Source organism: Nocardioides potassii (assembly GCF_021648885.1).
In the GTDB taxonomy this organism is placed as follows: domain Bacteria; phylum Actinomycetota; class Actinomycetes; order Propionibacteriales; family Nocardioidaceae; genus Nocardioides; species Nocardioides potassii.
On record NZ_JAKJHZ010000007.1, the window covers coordinates 111,288 to 127,377 of the forward strand.

The 16,090-nt window shown below is 72.5% G+C and carries 18 protein-coding genes; 9 read left to right on the top strand and 9 right to left on the bottom strand.

Annotated features, from left to right (window positions below; all coding sequences use genetic code 11):
- Nucleotides 1-42: 42 nt before the first annotated feature.
- Both L2K70_RS11335 and L2K70_RS11340 read left to right on the top strand, forming a co-directional pair.
- Nucleotides 43-1,347, top strand: coding sequence for an aspartate aminotransferase family protein (locus tag L2K70_RS11335; protein ID WP_236401946.1), 1,305 nt, complete (start codon nt 43-45; stop codon nt 1,345-1,347).
- 1 nt (nt 1,348) lies between these two features.
- On the top strand, nt 1,349-1,612 hold the full coding sequence (locus L2K70_RS11340; protein WP_236401947.1) for a DUF1905 domain-containing protein: 264 nt from the start codon (nt 1,349-1,351) through the stop codon (nt 1,610-1,612).
- A 3-nt stretch (nt 1,613-1,615) separates the two neighbouring features.
- On the opposite strand, the gene L2K70_RS11345 is transcribed toward L2K70_RS11340, so the two are convergent.
- Together L2K70_RS11345 and L2K70_RS11350 are read right to left on the bottom strand one after the other, a co-directional pair.
- Nucleotides 1,616-2,740, bottom strand: coding sequence for an SGNH/GDSL hydrolase family protein (locus L2K70_RS11345; protein WP_236401948.1), 1,125 nt, complete (start codon nt 2,738-2,740; stop codon nt 1,616-1,618).
- On the bottom strand, nt 2,737-3,315 hold the full coding sequence (locus tag L2K70_RS11350; RefSeq protein WP_236401949.1) for a TetR/AcrR family transcriptional regulator: 579 nt from the start codon (nt 3,313-3,315) through the stop codon (nt 2,737-2,739). Before L2K70_RS11350 ends, L2K70_RS11345 begins: the two co-directional genes overlap by 4 nt.
- Nucleotides 3,316-3,429: 114 nt before the next feature.
- Here L2K70_RS11350 and xylB point away from each other — a divergent pair, with 114 nt between their 5' ends.
- The 3 genes from xylB (at nt 3,430) to L2K70_RS11365 (ending at nt 7,261) form a co-directional block, all read left to right on the top strand.
- Entirely contained in the window at nt 3,430-4,818 is a 1,389-nt protein-coding gene (xylB, locus tag L2K70_RS11355) for a xylulokinase (RefSeq protein ID WP_236401950.1), read from the top strand.
- Between the two features lie 86 nt (nt 4,819-4,904).
- Nucleotides 4,905-6,071, top strand: a complete 1,167-nt coding sequence (gene xylA / locus L2K70_RS11360) for a xylose isomerase (protein ID WP_236401951.1) — start codon at nt 4,905-4,907, stop codon at nt 6,069-6,071.
- A 2-nt stretch (nt 6,072-6,073) separates the two neighbouring features.
- Nucleotides 6,074-7,261, top strand: coding sequence for an ROK family transcriptional regulator (locus tag L2K70_RS11365; protein ID WP_236401952.1), 1,188 nt, complete (start codon nt 6,074-6,076; stop codon nt 7,259-7,261).
- Nucleotides 7,262-7,281: 20 nt separating this feature from the next.
- Here L2K70_RS11365 and L2K70_RS11370 read toward each other — a convergent pair whose 3' ends face one another.
- The 5 genes from L2K70_RS11370 to L2K70_RS11390 all read right to left on the bottom strand — a co-directional run bounded on the left by L2K70_RS11370 (nt 7,282) and on the right by L2K70_RS11390 (nt 13,243).
- A complete protein-coding gene (locus L2K70_RS11370) occupies nt 7,282-8,511 on the bottom strand; it encodes an ROK family transcriptional regulator (protein WP_236401953.1) in 1,230 nt (409 codons plus the stop codon).
- Nucleotides 8,512-8,522: 11 nt separating this feature from the next.
- On the bottom strand, nt 8,523-9,800 hold the full coding sequence (locus L2K70_RS11375) for a sugar ABC transporter permease (RefSeq protein ID WP_236401954.1): 1,278 nt from the start codon (nt 9,798-9,800) through the stop codon (nt 8,523-8,525).
- Nucleotides 9,801-9,820: 20 nt separating this feature from the next.
- The gene (locus tag L2K70_RS11380) at nt 9,821-10,594 is read right to left on the bottom strand and encodes an ATP-binding cassette domain-containing protein (protein WP_236401955.1); all 774 of its coding nucleotides are present in this window, start codon (nt 10,592-10,594) and stop codon (nt 9,821-9,823) included.
- A 123-nt stretch (nt 10,595-10,717) separates the two neighbouring features.
- Nucleotides 10,718-11,815 carry a sugar ABC transporter substrate-binding protein gene (locus tag L2K70_RS11385; RefSeq protein WP_236401956.1) on the bottom strand — a complete coding sequence of 366 codons (1,098 nt, stop codon included), beginning with the start codon at nt 11,813-11,815 and terminating at the stop codon, nt 10,718-10,720.
- A 213-nt stretch (nt 11,816-12,028) separates the two neighbouring features.
- Nucleotides 12,029-13,243, bottom strand: a complete 1,215-nt coding sequence (locus L2K70_RS11390) for a hypothetical protein (protein WP_236401957.1) — start codon at nt 13,241-13,243, stop codon at nt 12,029-12,031.
- Nucleotides 13,244-13,301: 58 nt separating this feature from the next.
- Between L2K70_RS11390 and L2K70_RS11395 the strand changes: the two genes are divergently transcribed.
- Entirely contained in the window at nt 13,302-13,736 is a 435-nt protein-coding gene (locus L2K70_RS11395; protein ID WP_236401958.1) for an SRPBCC family protein, read from the top strand.
- 1 nt (nt 13,737) lies between these two features.
- Here the strand turns inward: L2K70_RS11395 and L2K70_RS11400 are convergent, their stop codons facing one another.
- Nucleotides 13,738-14,220 (bottom strand): DUF6328 family protein, encoded by a 483-nt coding sequence (locus L2K70_RS11400; RefSeq protein ID WP_236401959.1) that lies wholly within the window; start codon nt 14,218-14,220, stop codon nt 13,738-13,740.
- An 85-nt stretch (nt 14,221-14,305) separates the two neighbouring features.
- On the opposite strand from L2K70_RS11400, the gene L2K70_RS11405 reads away from it, so the two are divergent.
- Nucleotides 14,306-14,584 (top strand): DUF7218 family protein, encoded by a 279-nt coding sequence (locus L2K70_RS11405; RefSeq protein WP_236401960.1) that lies wholly within the window; start codon nt 14,306-14,308, stop codon nt 14,582-14,584.
- A 22-nt stretch (nt 14,585-14,606) separates the two neighbouring features.
- On the opposite strand, the gene L2K70_RS11410 is transcribed toward L2K70_RS11405, so the two are convergent.
- Entirely contained in the window at nt 14,607-15,443 is an 837-nt protein-coding gene (locus L2K70_RS11410) for a DICT sensory domain-containing protein (RefSeq protein WP_236401961.1), read from the bottom strand.
- Nucleotides 15,444-15,550: 107 nt separating this feature from the next.
- Here L2K70_RS11410 and L2K70_RS11415 point away from each other — a divergent pair, with 107 nt between their 5' ends.
- Nucleotides 15,551-15,727 (top strand): hypothetical protein, encoded by a 177-nt coding sequence (locus L2K70_RS11415; protein WP_236401962.1) that lies wholly within the window; start codon nt 15,551-15,553, stop codon nt 15,725-15,727.
- Nucleotides 15,728-15,826: 99 nt separating this feature from the next.
- Complete coding sequence (locus tag L2K70_RS11420; protein ID WP_236401963.1) at nt 15,827-16,000, top strand: CsbD family protein; 174 nt, start codon at nt 15,827-15,829, stop codon at nt 15,998-16,000.
- Nucleotides 16,001-16,090: the final 90 nt, after the last annotated feature.

Here is a 16,090-nt window from a genome sequence, read left to right on the forward strand (position 1 = left end):
CTGGCAGGCTGTGCGCAGCAGCGACGACCCGGGAGGGGTGGCATGGGCGAGGACACGTTCTGGCAGGACGCCGAACAGCACCTGATCCGGTACGGCGGCGGGTTCACGCCGCGCGTGATCGAGCGGGCCGCGGGTGCGTTCGTCTACGACGAGCAGGGTCGGGCGATCCTCGACTTCACCTCCGGCCAGATGAGCGCCGTCCTCGGCCACTCGCACCCCGAGGTGGTGCGGACCGTGTCCGAGTCGATCGCGACGCTCGACCACCTCTACTCCGGGATGCTCAGCCGACCGGTCGTCGAGCTCGCCCGTCGCCTGGCGGCCAGCCTGCCCGGACCGCTGAGCCGCATGCAGCTGCTGAGCACCGGCGGCGAGGCCAACGAGGCCGCGATCAAGATGGCCAAGCTGTCGACGGGCCGCTACGAGGTCGTCGCCCTCGACCGGTCGTGGCACGGCATGACGACCGGGGCCGCGGGCGCGACCTTCAGCGCGGGACGCCACGGCTATGGACCGCCTCCCGTCGGCAACCTCACGCTGCCCGCGCCCGATGCGTACCGCTCACCCTTCCGGCGCGCCGACGGCAGCCACGACTGGGAGACCGAGCTCGACTACGGCTTCGCCACCCTCGACCGCCAGTCGTCGGGCAGCCTGGCGGCCTGCCTCGTCGAGCCCATCCTGTCCTCGGGCGGCATCCTCGAGCTGCCCGACGGCTACCTCGCCCGGCTCCACGAGAAGTGCCGCGAGCGCGGCATGCTGCTCGTCGTCGACGAGGCCCAGACCGGGCTCGGCCGCACCGGCACCATGTACGCCGTCGAGCGCGACGGCGTGGTGCCCGACATCATCACGCTGTCGAAGACGCTCGGCGCGGGGCTGCCCGTCGCGGTCGTGGTCACCTCCGCTGAGATCGAGGAGCGCTGCCATGAGCGCGGTCACCTCTTCTTCACCACGCACTCCTCCGACCCGCTCGCCGCCGCGGTCGCCAACACCGTCCTCGACGTCGTCGAGCGCGACGGGCTCGCCCATCGCGCGACGGTACTCGGCAAGGTCCTCGGCGACCGGCTGCTCGACCTCCGCGACCGGTACGACGTCGTCGGCGACGTCCGCGGACGCGGGCTCCTGCAGGGCGTCGAGCTCGTCACCGACAAGGACTCGAAGACGCCCGCCGACGCGCTCGGCCGCTCGGTCACGGCCGCCGCGCTGGAGCTGGGCCTGCACATCAACATCGTGCAGCTGCCCGGGCTCGGCGGCGTGATCCGGATGGCCCCGCCGCTGACCATCGAGGAGTCCGAGCTCCACCAGGGCATCGACCTGCTCGAGCAGTCCATCGCCACCGCACTGAAGGGAAACTGACGTGGCCGTCTTCCGCACCGTCCTCGAGGCCACCGGCGGCAACAACGTCGGCATCGTCGTGCCGGAGGAGGTGGTCCTGTCCTTCGACCGCGGAAAGCGGGTGCCGGTGCTGGTCACGATCGACGGCGACTACACCTACGCCACGACCATCGGCGTGATGGGCGGGCGCTACCTCGTCTCCTTCAACGCCGAGACGCGCAAGCGGACCGGCCGCGGAGCAGGCGACGAGGTCGAGGTCGAGCTGGTCGTCGACCCCGACCGCTGAGGTCTACGGCTCCTCGCCCCAGCCGCCCAGCCCGGCGAACCGCTCGCCGATGAGTCGGTGGGTGTTGGTGTCGGGGTGCAGGTTGTCGGGCAGCGGGAGCCGCTCGGCGTCCTCCGCGCCGTAGAGCGCGAGCCCGTCGACGTAGGACAGGTGCGGGTCGCCGCGCCGCTCGACCACCTCCGCCAGGACCTCGCGGACCACCTCGAGGGTGAGGGCGCCACCCGCGACCGAGGCCGGGTCACCGGTCGCGAGGAACGCCAGCCGGCCCTCGGCGAGCGCCGTCATGTCCGGGCCGCTCGGCCCGGGCGTCGACTCGTGGATCGCGCAGTGGATCGGCGAGACCAGCCGGAGCGGCGTCTCCGGGTGGCCGTCGCGGATGGTGTCGAGCCACCCGTGGACGGCCGGGCCCAGCGCCCGACGCCGGAGCAGGTCCTGGTTGACGAGGTTGATGCCGAGCTTGACCGAGATCAGGTCGGCGGGGGTGTCCCGGATCGTCCGGGCGACGAACGGGTCGAGCAGCGCGCTGCCGCCGAGCCCGAGGTTGACCAGGTCGAGGCCGGCCAGTCGCGCGGCCACGACCGGCCACGTCTCGCTCGGGTGGGTCGCCATCGACCCGTGGCTGATCGAGCTGCCGTGGTGGACCCACCGGGGCCGGTCGTCGGGCACCGGCCCGACCGCGGCGTCGGCGCGCAGGTCGACCAGCTCGGTCTGCTCGTCGTGGGGCAGCCAGACCTCGACCCGCTTGTCGCCGGCGGGCAGGTCGATGGTGAGCGTCGTCGGGTCGCCGGGGGTGAACGTGCTCGCCCCGGTCATCATCTCGACGTCCAGGACGTTGCCGCCCGGCGCCTGGAGCCGCTGCGCGAGCTCGCCGTCGACCAGGACGTCGTACCACCCGTCGGGGCGCGGCGGCGTGCCGGCGTAGCGGCGCTTCGTGGGCAGCACGTCCAGCTCGAGGCGGGTGGCGGTGGTGCGCAGGGCGAGGCGTACGCCGGCTGGCTGCACCTCGACGAGGTGGAGCTGCGCGTCGTCGGTCTGCGCGCGCGCCCAGGCGGGGAGCCGGTGCGGCAGCAGGCCGCGGTCGGTGCGCTCGAGCTCGAGCGCACCTGTCACGAGGGTCGGGTCGATCATCGGTCCTCCCAGGACGTCAGCAGGGTGTCGAGCCCGTCGACGACGCGCTCCCAGGTCTCGTCGGAGGTCGGCACGCCGTGACCGCCGTGGCCGAAGGCGCCGGCCGCGTCGAGGGCCGCGTAGCCGTGGAAGGTCGCTCCGACCAGCCGCACCGCGTGGGTGGCGTCGTCCTCCGAGAGCGCATAGCCCCGCAGCGACGCGCGGCTCAGCTCCGCGTGGCGCGGGCCCGCGCTCGTCCGCGCGGTGTCGGCGTCGAGCGGCAGCCGGGTCGCGGCGTAACGGCCGGGGTGCGCGACGGCGTAGGACCGCCAGACGCCGCCGACGGCGGCGAGCGCCTCCCGCCTGCTCACGCCGGCGAGTGCAGTGGCGACCAGGTCGGCCGTCTCGTCGAGGGCGAGCAGCGCGACCCGGACCCGGACGTCGGCGGTGCTGCGGACGTGCGAGTAGAGGCTGGGGGCGGCGACGTCGAAGCGTCGCGCGAGCGCGCTCAGGGTGACGGCGTCGAGACCGACCTCGTCGGCGAGCCCGGCGGCCGCTTCGGCGACCCGCGCGGTGGTGAGTCCGGATCTCGGCATTCCCACTCCTTTTGTTAGTAGGTCAAACCCTACGACACATAGGTTCTGGTGTCCATTTCCCAGCCTGACCGCACCGGGCTTGACATTAGTTCGAGTCGCATACTTAATAGTGACGTGGCTCTCACCCTCGGCATCGACTCCTCCACCCAGTCGACCAAGGCCCTGCTGGTGGACGCCGACTCGGGCGAGGTCGTCGAGACGCGCACGGCGCCGCACCCGCCCGGCACCGAGGTCGACCCGCGTGCCTGGCTGGCCGCCGTCGACGACGCGACCGCGGGCCTCCTCGAGCGGGCCGACGCGGTCGCCGTGGGCGGCCAGCAGCACGGCATGGTGGCGCTCGACGAGGGCGGCACGCCCGTGCGCGACGCCCTGCTGTGGAACGACACCCGCTCGGCCCGTGCGGCGCTGGAGCTGATCGAGGAGATGGGCGGCCCGCAGGCGTGCGCCGACGCCATCGGCAGCGTCCTGGTGGCGTCCTTCACCTCCGCCAAGCTGCGCTGGCTCCGCGACCACGAGCCCGACCACGCCGCACGCGTCGCACGCGTGCTGCTCCCCCACGACTACGTCTCGCACCACCTCGCCGCCGACGGCACCGAGCCCTTCACCGACCGCGGCGACGCGTCCGGCACCGGCTACTTCGCGACCGCCGCGGGTGAGTGGCGCCCGGACCTGCTCGAGCAGGCGCTCGGCCACCGGGCCGCCCTCCCCCGCATCGTCGCGCCCGGCGCGGTCGCCGGGGAGACCGGCGACGGCAGGACGATCGCGGGCGGCACCGGTGACAACATGGGCGCCGCGCTCGGCATGGCGCTCGAGCCCGGCGACGTCCTCGTCTCCGTCGGCACCTCAGGCGTCGCCTCGGCGATCAGCAGCGTGCCGGTCGCCGACGGGACCGGGACGGTCACCGGGTTCGCCGACGCAAGCGGCGGCTTCCTGCCGATGGTCACGACCATGAACGCCGCGGGCATCCTCGACCTCCAGGCGCGCTGGCTCGGCGTCGACCACGACGGACTCGCCGAGCTCGCCCTCCAGTCCGCCCCCGGCGCCGGCGGCGTCACGCTGCTGCCCTACTACGGCGGCGAGCGCACGCCCAACCGTCCCGATGCCGTCGGCACCTGGACGGGCCTGACGCCCGCCACCACTCGCGCCGACCTGGCGCGGGCGGCGTACGAGTCCCTGCTCTGCTCGCTCGCCGACGCCGTCGACCGCCTCGTCGCGGCGACCGGCGAGACGCCGAAGCGCGTCCTGATGGTCGGCGGCGCGACGAAGAGCGCTGCGCTGCGCGAGCTCGCCCCGGCGGTGCTCGGCTGCCCCGTCCTGCTGCCCCCGCCGGGTGAGTACGTCGCACTCGGTGCGGCACGGCAGGCCGCGTGGGCGCTCGCCGGGACCACCGAGCCACCGGCCTGGGCGGCGGCCGAGACGACGGTCCTCGAGGCCGACCCCACCCCTCACGTCCGCGAGGCCTACGCCGGCCTCCGCGACCGCACCGCCCCCTGGCACGACTGACACCGAACGACAGATCCAGAACGACAGATCCAGAACGACAGATCCAGAACGACAGATCCAGCACCACCCACACGGAAGGCACCACCATGAGCATCGACGTCCCCACCCCCTCTCCCGAGGACAAGTTCTCCTTCGGCCTCTGGACCGTCGGCTGGCAGGGCGTCGACCCGTTCGGTGGCGCGACCCGACCGCCGATGGACACCGTGCACGCGTTGGAGAAGCTCGCCGAGCTCGGCGCCTACGGCGTGAACTTCCACGACGACGACGTGATCCCCTTCGGCAGCGACGACGCCACCCGCGAGCAGATCATCGACCGCTTCAAGAAGGGCCTGGCCGACACCGGCCTCGTCGTGACCACGGCGACGACGAACCTCTTCAGCCACCCGGTCTTCAAGGCCGGAGGCTTCACCAACAACAACCGCGACATCCGCCGCTTCGCGATCCGCAAGGTGATGCGCAACATCGACCTCGCCGCCGAGCTCGGCGCCAAGGTCTACGTCGCGTGGGGCGGCCGCGAGGGCGCGGAGTACGGCGCCTCGCAGGACACCGCGGTCGCGCTCGACCGGATGAAGGAGGCCTTCGACGTCCTCGGCGACTACGTGACCGAGAAGGGCTACGACCTCCGCTTCGCCATCGAGCCCAAGCCCAACGAGCCCCGCGGCGACATCCTGCTCCCGACGATCGGCCACGCGCTGGCGTTCATCAACCAGCTCGAGCGCCCCGAGCTCGTCGGCGTGAACCCGGAGATCGGCCACGAGGAGATGGCCGGCATGAACGCGGCCGCCGGCTACGCGCAGGCGCTGTGGCAGGGCAAGCTCTACCACATCGACCTCAACGGCCAGAACGGCCCGAAGTACGACCAGGACCTCCGCTTCGGCGCCGGCAACGTCCGTGGCGCCTTCTGGATCGTCGACGTGCTGCTCGCCGGTGGCTACGACGGCCCGGTCCACTTCGACTACAAGCCCTCGCGCATCGAGGACGAGGACGGCGTGTGGGTCTCGGCCGCGGCCAACATGCGCAACTACCTGATCCTCCGCGAGAAGGTGAAGGCGTTCCGCGCCGACCCCGAGGTCCAGGCCGCGCTCGAGGCGGCGCGCCTCCCCGAGCTCGCGCAGCCGACCCTCGGCGAGGGCGAGGGCTGGGAGCAGCTGCTCGACTGGCCGCTGCCCGACCCCGAGCAGCTCGCCACCATCGGCGCGGCGACCGAGCACCTCGACCAGCTGGCGCTCGAGCACCTGTACGGCGTGCGCTGACCGTGCACGTCGTCCCGAGCCCGCGGCCGAGCGCCGGCGGCACCGAAGGACTGCGGCGCGCCAACACCGGCGCCGTGCTCCGGGCGCTGCGCGAGCTCGGACCGTCGACCCGCTCGGAGCTGGCCGCGTACACCGGTCTCGCCAAGGCCACGATCGGCGCGATCGTCGCCGACCTCGAGGCGGCTGGTGCCGTCGCCGAGAGGGGCTCACGACCGGGCGTGCGCGGCCGGCCCGGACGACCGGTCGCGCTGCGCGGGCGGCGGTTCGTCTCGCTCGGCCTCGAGCTCAACGTCGACTACGTGTCGGCGGTGGTGCTCGACCTGGCGGGCGAGGTCGTCTCGAGCACCAGTCGCTCCGGCGGCACGAGCACGGACCTCGGAGACCTGGCGCGGTCCGCGCTCGCCGACCACGTCGGCAGCGGCAGCGTGCTGGTCGGCACCACCCTCGCGGTGCCGGCGCTGGTCCGCGCGGACAACCGGACCGTGGCGTGGGCGCCCAACCTGCGCGTCGAGTGGGACGATCTCGCCGGCGCGCTCGACTCGGTGGTCCCCGACCGGCAGGGCGAGGTCGCGATCAGCAACGACGCCAACTGCGCGGCGTACGCCGAGGCGCACCACGGGGCCGCGCGCGGCACGAGCCACGCCCTCTACGTCACCGGGACCGTCGGCATCGGTGCCGGGATCGTCCAGGACGGCGAGCTGGTCCGCGGCGGCGCCGGGTTCGCGGGCGAGGTCGGGCACATGGCCGTCGGGGACTCGCGCGCCCTGTGCGGCTGCGGTCGCCGCGGCTGCTGGGAGGCCTCGATCGGCCTCCACGCGATGCTCGCCGCGGTCGGCATGCCGGAGCTGGACACGCCTCTGCGTTCGGCCGAGGCCGTCGCCGAGCGAGCCGCCACCGATCCATCGGTCCGCGCCGGTCTGGAGCGGGTGGGTCGCGACGTGGGGCTGGGCATCGCCGTCCTCAGCACCGTCCTGGACCCGCAGGTCGTGGTGATGGGCGGCTACTTCGCCGCGCTGGGCGACCTCGTGCTCGAGCCGGCGCGCCGGACCCTCGACGAGCTCCTCGTGTCCGAGGCCCAGGTCAGGCCCGAGCTGCGCACCAGCACGCTCGGCATCGAGGCCGCCGCGCTCGGCGCGGCCGAGCAGTCCTTCGGCCCGGTGCTGCAGGGCGAGGTCGACCTCCCCGCCTGACCTCCGCTCCGCGGCGGCCGTCAGCCGGCGAGGCGGGAGTGCACGTCGTCGATCGCCGTCCCGAGGGCGGCAACGGGGTCGACGAAGAGAGGCTCCAGCGCGATCTCGGCCGCGCCGAGCAGCGACGAGTCGGCGCCGAGGCCGGGCAGCGCCAGCGTGACCGACTCCAGGGGCGCCGGCAGCGCGCGCTCGGCGAGCCCGGCGTTCACCTCCGGGCCGACGAGCGTGTAGAGGGCGCGGAAGTAGCCGCCGAGGATCACGGTCTGCGGGTTGAACATGTTGACCAGGCTCGCCAGGCCCTGGCCCAGCGCCGTGCCGGTGGCGCGCAGTGCGGGCGACGGCTTGTCGAAGGAGTCGAGCACCTCACCGAGCTGGACGACCTTGTCGGGGGGGCACGCGATCGCGGCCGCGATGGCGTGGGCGCCGACCTCGGTCTCCCAGCAGCCGCGGTTGCCGCAGTGGCAGGTGTGGCCGTCCGGGTCGAAGCGGAGATGGCCGACCTCGCCGGCGTAGCCGCCCGCGCCCTCGAGACGGTGGCCGCCGGTGATGATGCCGGCGCCGACGCCGACGTTGCCGGAGAGGTAGATCAGCTCGTCCGTGCCGACGCCCGAGCCGCGGGTGTGCTCGGCGAGCGCGCCGAGGTCCGCGTCGTTGGCCAGGCACACCGGCACGTCGAGCCCGAGCGCCGCCAGCACGATGCCCCCGAACGACACGTCGTGCCACTCGAGGTTGGGGGCGAGCCGGATCAGGCCGTCGCTGCGTCGCACCAGGCCCGGCACCGAGATGCCCATCCCGACGAGTGGCGCCACGGCCGGCGCGTCCTCGACCACGGCCCGGACCAGCGCGGCCACCGCGGCGCCGACCTGCCATGCCTCGCCCTCGGCCTGCACCGGCGCCTGCGCGCGCTGGAGCACCTGGCCGCCGAGCCCGACCCGGGCCACGACCGCACGGTCCACGCCGAGGTCGACCGCGATGACGTAGGGACCGTCGGCCGCGATCCGGACGCCGGCCGAGGGCCGGCCGGCGCCCTGTCGTACGCCCTCGGCCGGGTCGGCTCGCTCCAGGATGCCCAGCGACTCGAGCTCGCCGACCAGGCCCGCGATGGTGCTGCGGTTGAGCCCCATCAGGCTCGTCAGCTCGGCGCGTGACATCTCGCCGGCGCTGTGCACGTGCCGGAGCACCGTGCCGAGGTTGTGACGCCGGATGGCCTCCTGGTTGGTACCGAGGCCCGTGCGCCGCTGCGGGCTCACGGTCCCGGGCCCTAGACGCCGGCCGAGGAACGACGACGCCGCGAGATGGCGTCGACGCTCGCGGCGAGCAGCAGCACGCCGCCGGTGACGAGGAAGTTGATGTAGCTGGCCTGGTTGAGCAGGCCGAGGCCGTTGGGGATGGTCGCGATGACCGCGCCACCGATGACGGCGTCGATCGCGCGCCCGCGGCCACCGAAGAGGCTGGTGCCGCCGATGACCGCGGCGCCGACGGCGTACAGCAGCACGTTGCCGCCACCGGAGCCCGGCGAGACCTTGCCGACGTAGGACGCCAGCAACAGGCCGCTCAGCGCCGCCATCGAGGAGCAGATGACGAAGGCCGCGATGCGGATCCGCTGGACGTTGATGCCCGCACGTCGGGCGGCCTCGGCGTTGCCGCCGACGGCGTAGAGGTGACGGCCGAACCGGGTCTTGGTGAGCACGAAGGTCCAGAACAGCAGCAGCCCGATCACCACCGGGAGCACCCACGGCACGCCGCGGATCTCGAGGAAGTTCGGGTTGGGCGACCGGTTGGCGTTGAGCAGGGCGACGAGCCCCAGCACGATGACGCCGAGCACGACGATGCGGAGCACGACGAGCCCGAGCGGCTGGTGCACCAGGCCCTTGGAGGACAGCGAGCGGTACTGCCACAGGGACAGCGCGGCGAACGCGGCCACGATCACGATCGCGGCGATCCAGCCGGCCGTCACCGGCACGTTCTTGATGGACAGGCCACGCAGCACGGGGTCGTTGAAGCGGAGGGAGCCGCCGGAGCCGATGAGCTTGAGCGGCACCGCCTGCAGCGCGAGGAAGAAGGCCAGGGTCACGACGAACGACGGGATGCCGAGGTAGGAGACCAGCGAGCCGATCACCAAGCCGATCAGGGCGCCGACCGCGACCCCGGCCAGGGTGGCGAGCGCCCAGTTCAGGTCGTAGTCGATGAGCACCAGTGCCGTGATGGTCGCCGAGGCGCCGCCGGCGACACCGGCGGACAGGTCGATCTCGCCGAGCAGCAGCACGAACACGATGCCCATCGCCATGACGCAGATCGATCCGGCCTGCACGACCAGGTTGGCCATGTTGTAGGTCGTCAGGAACTTGTCGTTGAGCGAGGCGAAGACGATGAAGAGGAAGACGAGGCCGAGGATCGCGGGAAGTGATCCCATGTCGCCGCCGCGGAGGCGGGCGACGTACTCGCGGGCGGAGTCGCCGATCGTGGCGGCCTGCACGTTGTCGTTGTCGAAGCCGCTGCTCGCCGGCGAGGCGGCGGAGGCGGACTGGGTGTCGGTCATGGTGGGGTCTCCAGTCCTGGTCAGACGGTCGCGGTCGCGGGGTTCTCGGAGATCCCGAGGTCGCCGGATCGTCCGGCGGTGATGAGCTCGACCACCTGGCTGTGGTTGACGTCCTTGACCGGTACGTCGGCAGCGACGCGCCCAAGGTAGAGCGCGGTGATGCGGTCGGCGACCTCGAAGACGTCGGTCATGTTGTGCGAGATGAGCACGACGCCGAGGCCACGGTCGGCCAGGCGCCGTACGAGGTCGAGGACCTGGCGGGTCTGCGCGACGCCGAGGGCCGCGGTGGGCTCGTCCAGGAGCACCACCTTGGAGTTCCAGAGGACCGCCTTGGCGATGGCCACCGTCTGGCGCTGGCCACCGGACAGGCTGGCCACGCTCTGGCGCACGGACTTCACGGTCCGCACGGAGAGTGAGGAGAGGGTCTCGCGGGCCCGGGTCTCCATGGCGACCTCGTCGAGGCCGAAGGTGGAGGTCTCCTCACGCCCGAGGAACATGTTCTGGACGATGTCGAGGTTGTCGCACAGCGCGAGGTCCTGGTAGACGACCTCGACGCCGAGCGCGGCGACGTCGCGGGGGCCGTGGACCTCGACCTGCTTGCCGTCGAAGCGGTACTCGCCGCTGTCGCGGCCGTAGATGCCGGCGATGATCTTCACCAGCGTCGACTTGCCCGCGCCGTTGTCGCCGACGAGCGCGGTGACCTGACCGGGGTAGACGGCGAAGTCCACGTCGTGCAGGACGTGCACCACGCCGAAGCTCTTGTTGACTCCGCGCAGCTCGAGCAGAGGTTCCATGGTCGTGCTCCGATCAGGATGAATTTGTTGTGCCGGACGACAGTCTGGACGGAGGTCCGGCGCCCGGGTCGCGACCCGGGCGCCGTTCCGTCCCTACGGTTTCGAGATCTCCTGGTGGGGAGATCAGCCGATGCCGGCCTCTTCGCACAGCTTGGCGAACTTGTCGACGCAGACGTCCTCGGCCTTCTGGCCGCCGTCGTCGATCACGTCACCGACGTTGTCCTTGGTGATCGCCTGGGGCGTCAGCAGGATCGAGGGGACCTCGCTGTTGTCGGAGGAGTCCGTCGTGGTGCCGGTGGTCTCGGCCTCGTCGCCGTTGGCGAGCGCGATGGCGACCTCGGCGAGGGCGCCGGCCTCCTGCGTGGCGGACTTGTAGACCGTCATGCACTGAGTGCCGGCGAGGACGTTCTGCAGGCCCTCGACCGTGGCGTCCTGGCCGGTGACCGGGACCTTGCCGGCCTGGCCGTTGCCCTCGAGGATGCTGATCGCGGCGCCACCGAGGCCGTCGTTGGCGGCGAGCACGCCGTCGACCTTGCCGTCAGCAGCGGTGTAGAGCTGCTGGAAGATCGTGGCGGCCTGCTCGTTGTCCCAGTCCGGGACGGCCTGCTCGCCGACGACCGTGTAGTTGGTCATCGGGTCGAGGACGCTGTGAGCACCCTCGGCGAAGAGCGTCGCGTTGTTGTCGGTGGGCGAGCCGTTGAGGTAGACGATGTTGGCGTCCTCGTCGCCGAGGCAGTCCGCGAGGCCCTGGCCCTGCAGCTCGCCGACCTTGGTGTTGTCGAAGGACACGTAGTACTCCGCCGAGCCACCGAGGGTGAGGCGGTCGTAGTCGATGGTGGCGACGCCCTGCGACTTCGCCTTCTCCTCGATCGCGGCACCCGACTCGGAGTCGAGGTTGACGATCGCGAGCACGGTGACGCCGTTGCCGATCATGGTGTCGGCGATCTGCGTCATCTTCTCCGCGTCGCCCTCGGCGTTCTGGATGTCGTAGTCCACGCCGGCCTCCTTGAAGGCCGCCTCGAGCGCCGGGCGGTCCGCGCTCTCCCAGCGCACCGAGGACTCGGTGTCGGGGAGGATGACGCCGACCTTGCCGGCCTTGTCGCCCCCGCTGCTGCTGCCCGAGTCGTTGCCCGAGTCGCCGCTGTCGTCGCCGCCGCAGGCGGTGAGGGCCATCGAGAGGCCGAGCAGGGGGACGAGGACCAAACTGTGCTTCCGCTTCACGCGAACCGCCTCCTAGCGATTTCTGTCGCACCTCGGCTCGCCGGGACCGTCAAGGCGGGTGCATATGTTGTGTCGGACAACATATGAAGTGACGACAGTCACGTCCAGAGTCGCGGCCCGCTGTGACCTGTTCGTTACAGAAAACCCCGCCCTCCACGCGGGAACGTCACCTCCACGGGTCTGGACCAGTGGACCTTTCGACGTCCCGGACGGTCAGCCGGCCTCGGCCCCGGTCTCGGCCCCGGTCTCGGTCCCCGTCCACACCCGGCCACCGTCGCCGGAGTCGCCCACGAGCAGCAGGCCGTCGGTCCCGTCGCCCGCGACGAGGGTGTGGTCGCCCGCGGTCTCCGGCTCCAGCGGTACGACGACCCGGTCCCAGCCGCGGCCGTCGTCGGTGTGCCAGAGCTCGTAGTGGTCGCCGGTGCTGATCGTGGCCAGGACACCGACCTGGGTCCGCGCGAGCGAGGCGACGTACGGCGCACCGCGCCAGCTGTCCGCGATGTCGCCGAACCTGACGGCGTCGCTCCACTGGTCGCCGTCGCGCACCCAGGCGGCGTACTGCCGCGCGATGCGCCCGACGACGAGCAGCCGCCCGTCGTCGAGCTGCAGGACGCGTTGCGCGTCCTCGATGTCGTCGGTCGCCGGCATCTCCTCCGGCATCCAGGTCAGGCCGTCGGACGACGTCCAGGCCAGCGGGTCGGGGTCGAGGCCCTCCCCCGTCCGGGCACCACCACCGACGACGATCCACCCGTCGCCGGCCCAGCCGCCGCCCTGGGTGATCGACTGGAGGTCGCCGTCGTCGGTGAGGCCGGGCTCGCCCTCGACCCGGGTGAACTCGCGGGGGTCGTCGGTGACCCAGACCCCCGGCCCGGAGATCCGGTTGCCGGTGATCAGCCAGCCGGCGGGGCCTCCGGAGACGGCGTTGACGTTGGTCGCGGTGACGCCCCCGAACTGGATGAAGACCGCGCGCACGTCGGCGATCCGGTCGCCGTCGGCGTAGAACGACGTGACCCGGGGGTTGCCGTGGGCGCCGCCCGAGCGGGCGCCGAGCATCGCGACGCGCCCGCGCGAGCAGGCGACCGAGTTGATGATCGCCCGCCTGCCCCAGTAGGTGCGCGCGTCCACGGGGACCGACGTCCACGTCTCGCGGTCGGAGGAGAACCACGCGGCCGGGCGCGTGTCGCGGGTCTCGGTCGGGTTGTCCAGGAAGACCGCTCCGACGACCCACCAGCCGTCGCCGCACTCCACGGCGTCGCGGACCACGGTGCGCCCGGGCGGCCCGGCGGGCTCCGGCAGCAGGCGCTCGGTCCAGGTGACGTCGATCGACTCCGGCTGCGGGGTCCGGTCGTCCGGCTTGTCGTCGCAGCCGACGAGACCCGCCAGCAGCAGGGCGGCCACCACCGGGGCGAGCGATGCGCGGGACCTCACGCAGAGAGTGTGCCCGTCGCAGTGCCCGGATGGCCCCTCCCGTGGCTAACGTGGCGGGATGCCATCGGTCTCCCGCACTTTCTCGACGGTCGCCACCCCGGACGCTGCCTACCGCTACCTCAGCGACTTCACCCACGCCGAGGAGTGGGACCCCGGCACGCAGTCGTGCGAGCGCATCTCGGGCGACGGCGGCGTCGGCACGACGTACCGCAACGTCTCGAGGTTCCTGGGCCGCGAGGTCGAGGTCACCTACACGACGGCCGAGCTCGCGCCCCCGACCCGCGTCCACCTGCGCGGGACCAACGAGCAGTTCGAGGGCCACGACCTCTTCGAGATCACCGCCGCCGGCCGCGGCTCGCAGGTGCGCTACACGGCGCAGATGTCGTTCCGAGGGGCGTCACGGCTGGCCTCGCCGGTCGTGGCGGCGTACCTCCCCTTCCTGGCGAGGAAGACCGTCGACCAGCTCCGGGCCTGCCTCGACGAGCAGGGCTGACTCAGCCCTCTTCGTCGTCCCGGCTCTTCTTCGACACGCGTCGGGGCAGGACGAGCAGCAGGAGGGCCAGCACCACCACGGAGGCGACCCCACCGGCCGCGGCGGCCTTGCGGTCGAACACCATGTCGACGACCAGGAAGAGGATCCCGCCGAGCAGCAGGCCGATCATGACCAGCGCAGCGGCCGTGAGCCGGTGGCCGGCCTGCACCAGCTCCCGCTTCGCGCCCTCCTGGAAGACGTGGCGATGGATCGCTACCGGCGCGAGCAGCACCGTGACGGTCGCGAAGGCCAGGCACAGCAGCCCGACGTACCAGGCCCGCTGGAAGCCGTCGAGCTCGGAGAACCGCGACTGGAACGGGATCGTGGCGAGGAAGCCGGCCAGCAGCTGGACGCCCGTCTGGCTGACCCGGAGCTCCTGCAGCAGGTCGTTCCAGTTGCGGTCCGCCCGCTCCTGCTCGGTCTCGTCTGGCCGTCCCGGTGACATCCTCCGGACGCTACTCGGCGGAGGACGCCTGACCACGCCCGGACGGGTGAGCACCCGTCGGCCCCACGGTGGCACCGTGGGGGACATGCCTCCCAAGAAGAAGGGCTCGCCCGGGCCGTCGGTCAAGGATCCCGAGGTCTACGAGGCGCTCCGCGACGACGGGGCGAGCAAGGAGAAGGCGGCCCGCATCGCGAACGCTGCCGCCGCCCAGGGTCGCTCGAAGGTCGGCAAGCGCGGCGGCAACGCCGAGGACTACGACGACCGCACGGTCGACGAGCTGCGCAAGCGGGCCGCCGAGCTCGGCATCGAAGGCCGCTCGAGGATGAACAAGTCCGACCTGATCGACGCGCTCCGCAACCACTGAGCCCGTACGCCGTCCGCGATCGCTACCCGCGGTCCACGTGCGTCAGGGCCCGCAGCCAGAGGCGGTCGGCGTCGACGGCCGTCGACTCCGGGCCGGGCTCGTCGAGCAGCTGTCCGACGTGGGCGGGTGGCTCGGCGCCGGCGACCCGGGCCGCCTCGACCAGCACCCGGGCCGCGGCGACGGCAGCGGGACGGTGGGTGCTGACGACCGACTCGTAGACGGGCGCGGCGTGCGCAGCGCCCGGCACCTCCCACGCCGACACCAGGGCGGCTCGCGAGTCGCTGACCGTCACGACCGTCCACTCCCGACGCAGCGGTGAGCCCTCGGCGAGCTGGCACCGCGCCGGCGTCGCGGACGGGTCGGCGGGCAGCGAGTCGTCGAAGTCGGCGATGACGGCCGACCACGCCGCCGTCCGGGCGAGCTCGTCCCACCGGCGGCGCTGGTCCGCGAAGCGGTCGCCGGCCTGGAACGTGCCGAGCACTACCGGGCGCTCGGCGCGGGCGAGCGCCTCGTCCTCGACGGCGTACGACGCCGCCACCAGCGGGCGCCGCCCGAGACGCTGCACGACCAGCTGGGGGAAGTCGCGGGCCAGGACGGCGTGGACGGACTCCCTCGGGCGCTGCCGGCGTCGTCGTACGGCGTCGACGGCCGCTCCCAGGGCGACGCCGCCCGCGCGGAGCTCCTGCACCTGGCGCACGAGGTCGACGTCGGCGTCGGTGAAGCGGCGATGCCCCGAGGACGACCGGGTGCCCGCGGGGAAGCCGAACCGGTTCTCCCACGTCCGCAGCAGGGTGGGCGTGAGCCCGGTCCGGTCCGCGAGGACCCCGATGCTGAAGCCGTCCGACACCGTGCTCGTCATCCGCTCGACCACCTTCCCGCCGCTGTCCACACCTTGTGCAATGTGCGTGGATAACTTATACATGACTGTAGAGGTATTCGCCTCACCCGCCGAGCATTGGAGCAGTCATGGGCACCGTGATCCTCATCAGCACCGTGGCGATCATCGTCGCCGTCGTCGGGTGCTTCGTCATCTGGCGTCTCGATGCCTCCCGGGCGGAGGAGGTCGACCACGTGGCGCCCCCGCCGGTCGCCGGCCCCCAGCTCGAGGAGCGCCCGGCGGCCGCGCCCCGCCCGATCGAGTAGGGAGCGACTCCACCCGCACGGGTGGTCTGTGGCAACCACTCGCGTGGCAGTTTCGACGGTGACCACTCCGGTCGCCACCGACGCACAGGAGGAACGACGATGGGTCTCGACGACAAGATCAGCAACAAGGCCGAGGAGCTCAAGGGCCAGGCCAAGGAGAGCACCGGGAAGGCCACCGACAACGAGCAGCTCGAGGCCGAGGGCAAGGGCGACCAGGCCGGCGCCAACCTCAAGCAGGCCGGCGAGAAGGTCAAGGACGTCTTCAAGGGCTGATCTCCCCCTGGCGCGACGGCCGGTCCCCTGCGGGGGCCGGCCGTCGTGCGCGTCCGGCATGGCTCCGGGTCACCGCGGGTACCGCCGCCG

What these genes read in the sequence shown, in the direction of transcription:
- L2K70_RS11335 (WP_236401946.1), top strand. Translation starts at nt 43, where the DNA reads ATGGGCGAGGACACGTTCTGGCAGGACGCCGAACAGCACCTGATCCGG.
- L2K70_RS11345 (WP_236401948.1), bottom strand. Translation starts at nt 2,740, where the DNA reads ATGATCGACCCGACCCTCGTGACAGGTGCGCTCGAGCTCGAGCGCACC.
- L2K70_RS11350 (WP_236401949.1), bottom strand. Translation starts at nt 3,315, where the DNA reads ATGCCGAGATCCGGACTCACCACCGCGCGGGTCGCCGAAGCGGCCGCC.
- xylA (WP_236401951.1), top strand. Translation starts at nt 4,905, where the DNA reads ATGAGCATCGACGTCCCCACCCCCTCTCCCGAGGACAAGTTCTCCTTC.
- L2K70_RS11375 (WP_236401954.1), bottom strand. Translation starts at nt 9,800, where the DNA reads ATGACCGACACCCAGTCCGCCTCCGCCGCCTCGCCGGCGAGCAGCGGC.
- L2K70_RS11380 (WP_236401955.1), bottom strand. Translation starts at nt 10,594, where the DNA reads ATGGAACCTCTGCTCGAGCTGCGCGGAGTCAACAAGAGCTTCGGCGTG.
- L2K70_RS11395 (WP_236401958.1), top strand. Translation starts at nt 13,302, where the DNA reads ATGCCATCGGTCTCCCGCACTTTCTCGACGGTCGCCACCCCGGACGCT.
- L2K70_RS11400 (WP_236401959.1), bottom strand. Translation starts at nt 14,220, where the DNA reads ATGTCACCGGGACGGCCAGACGAGACCGAGCAGGAGCGGGCGGACCGC.
- L2K70_RS11405 (WP_236401960.1), top strand. Translation starts at nt 14,306, where the DNA reads ATGCCTCCCAAGAAGAAGGGCTCGCCCGGGCCGTCGGTCAAGGATCCC.
- L2K70_RS11410 (WP_236401961.1), bottom strand. Translation starts at nt 15,443, where the DNA reads ATGACGAGCACGGTGTCGGACGGCTTCAGCATCGGGGTCCTCGCGGAC.
- L2K70_RS11415 (WP_236401962.1), top strand. Translation starts at nt 15,551, where the DNA reads ATGGGCACCGTGATCCTCATCAGCACCGTGGCGATCATCGTCGCCGTC.
- L2K70_RS11420 (WP_236401963.1), top strand. Translation starts at nt 15,827, where the DNA reads ATGGGTCTCGACGACAAGATCAGCAACAAGGCCGAGGAGCTCAAGGGC.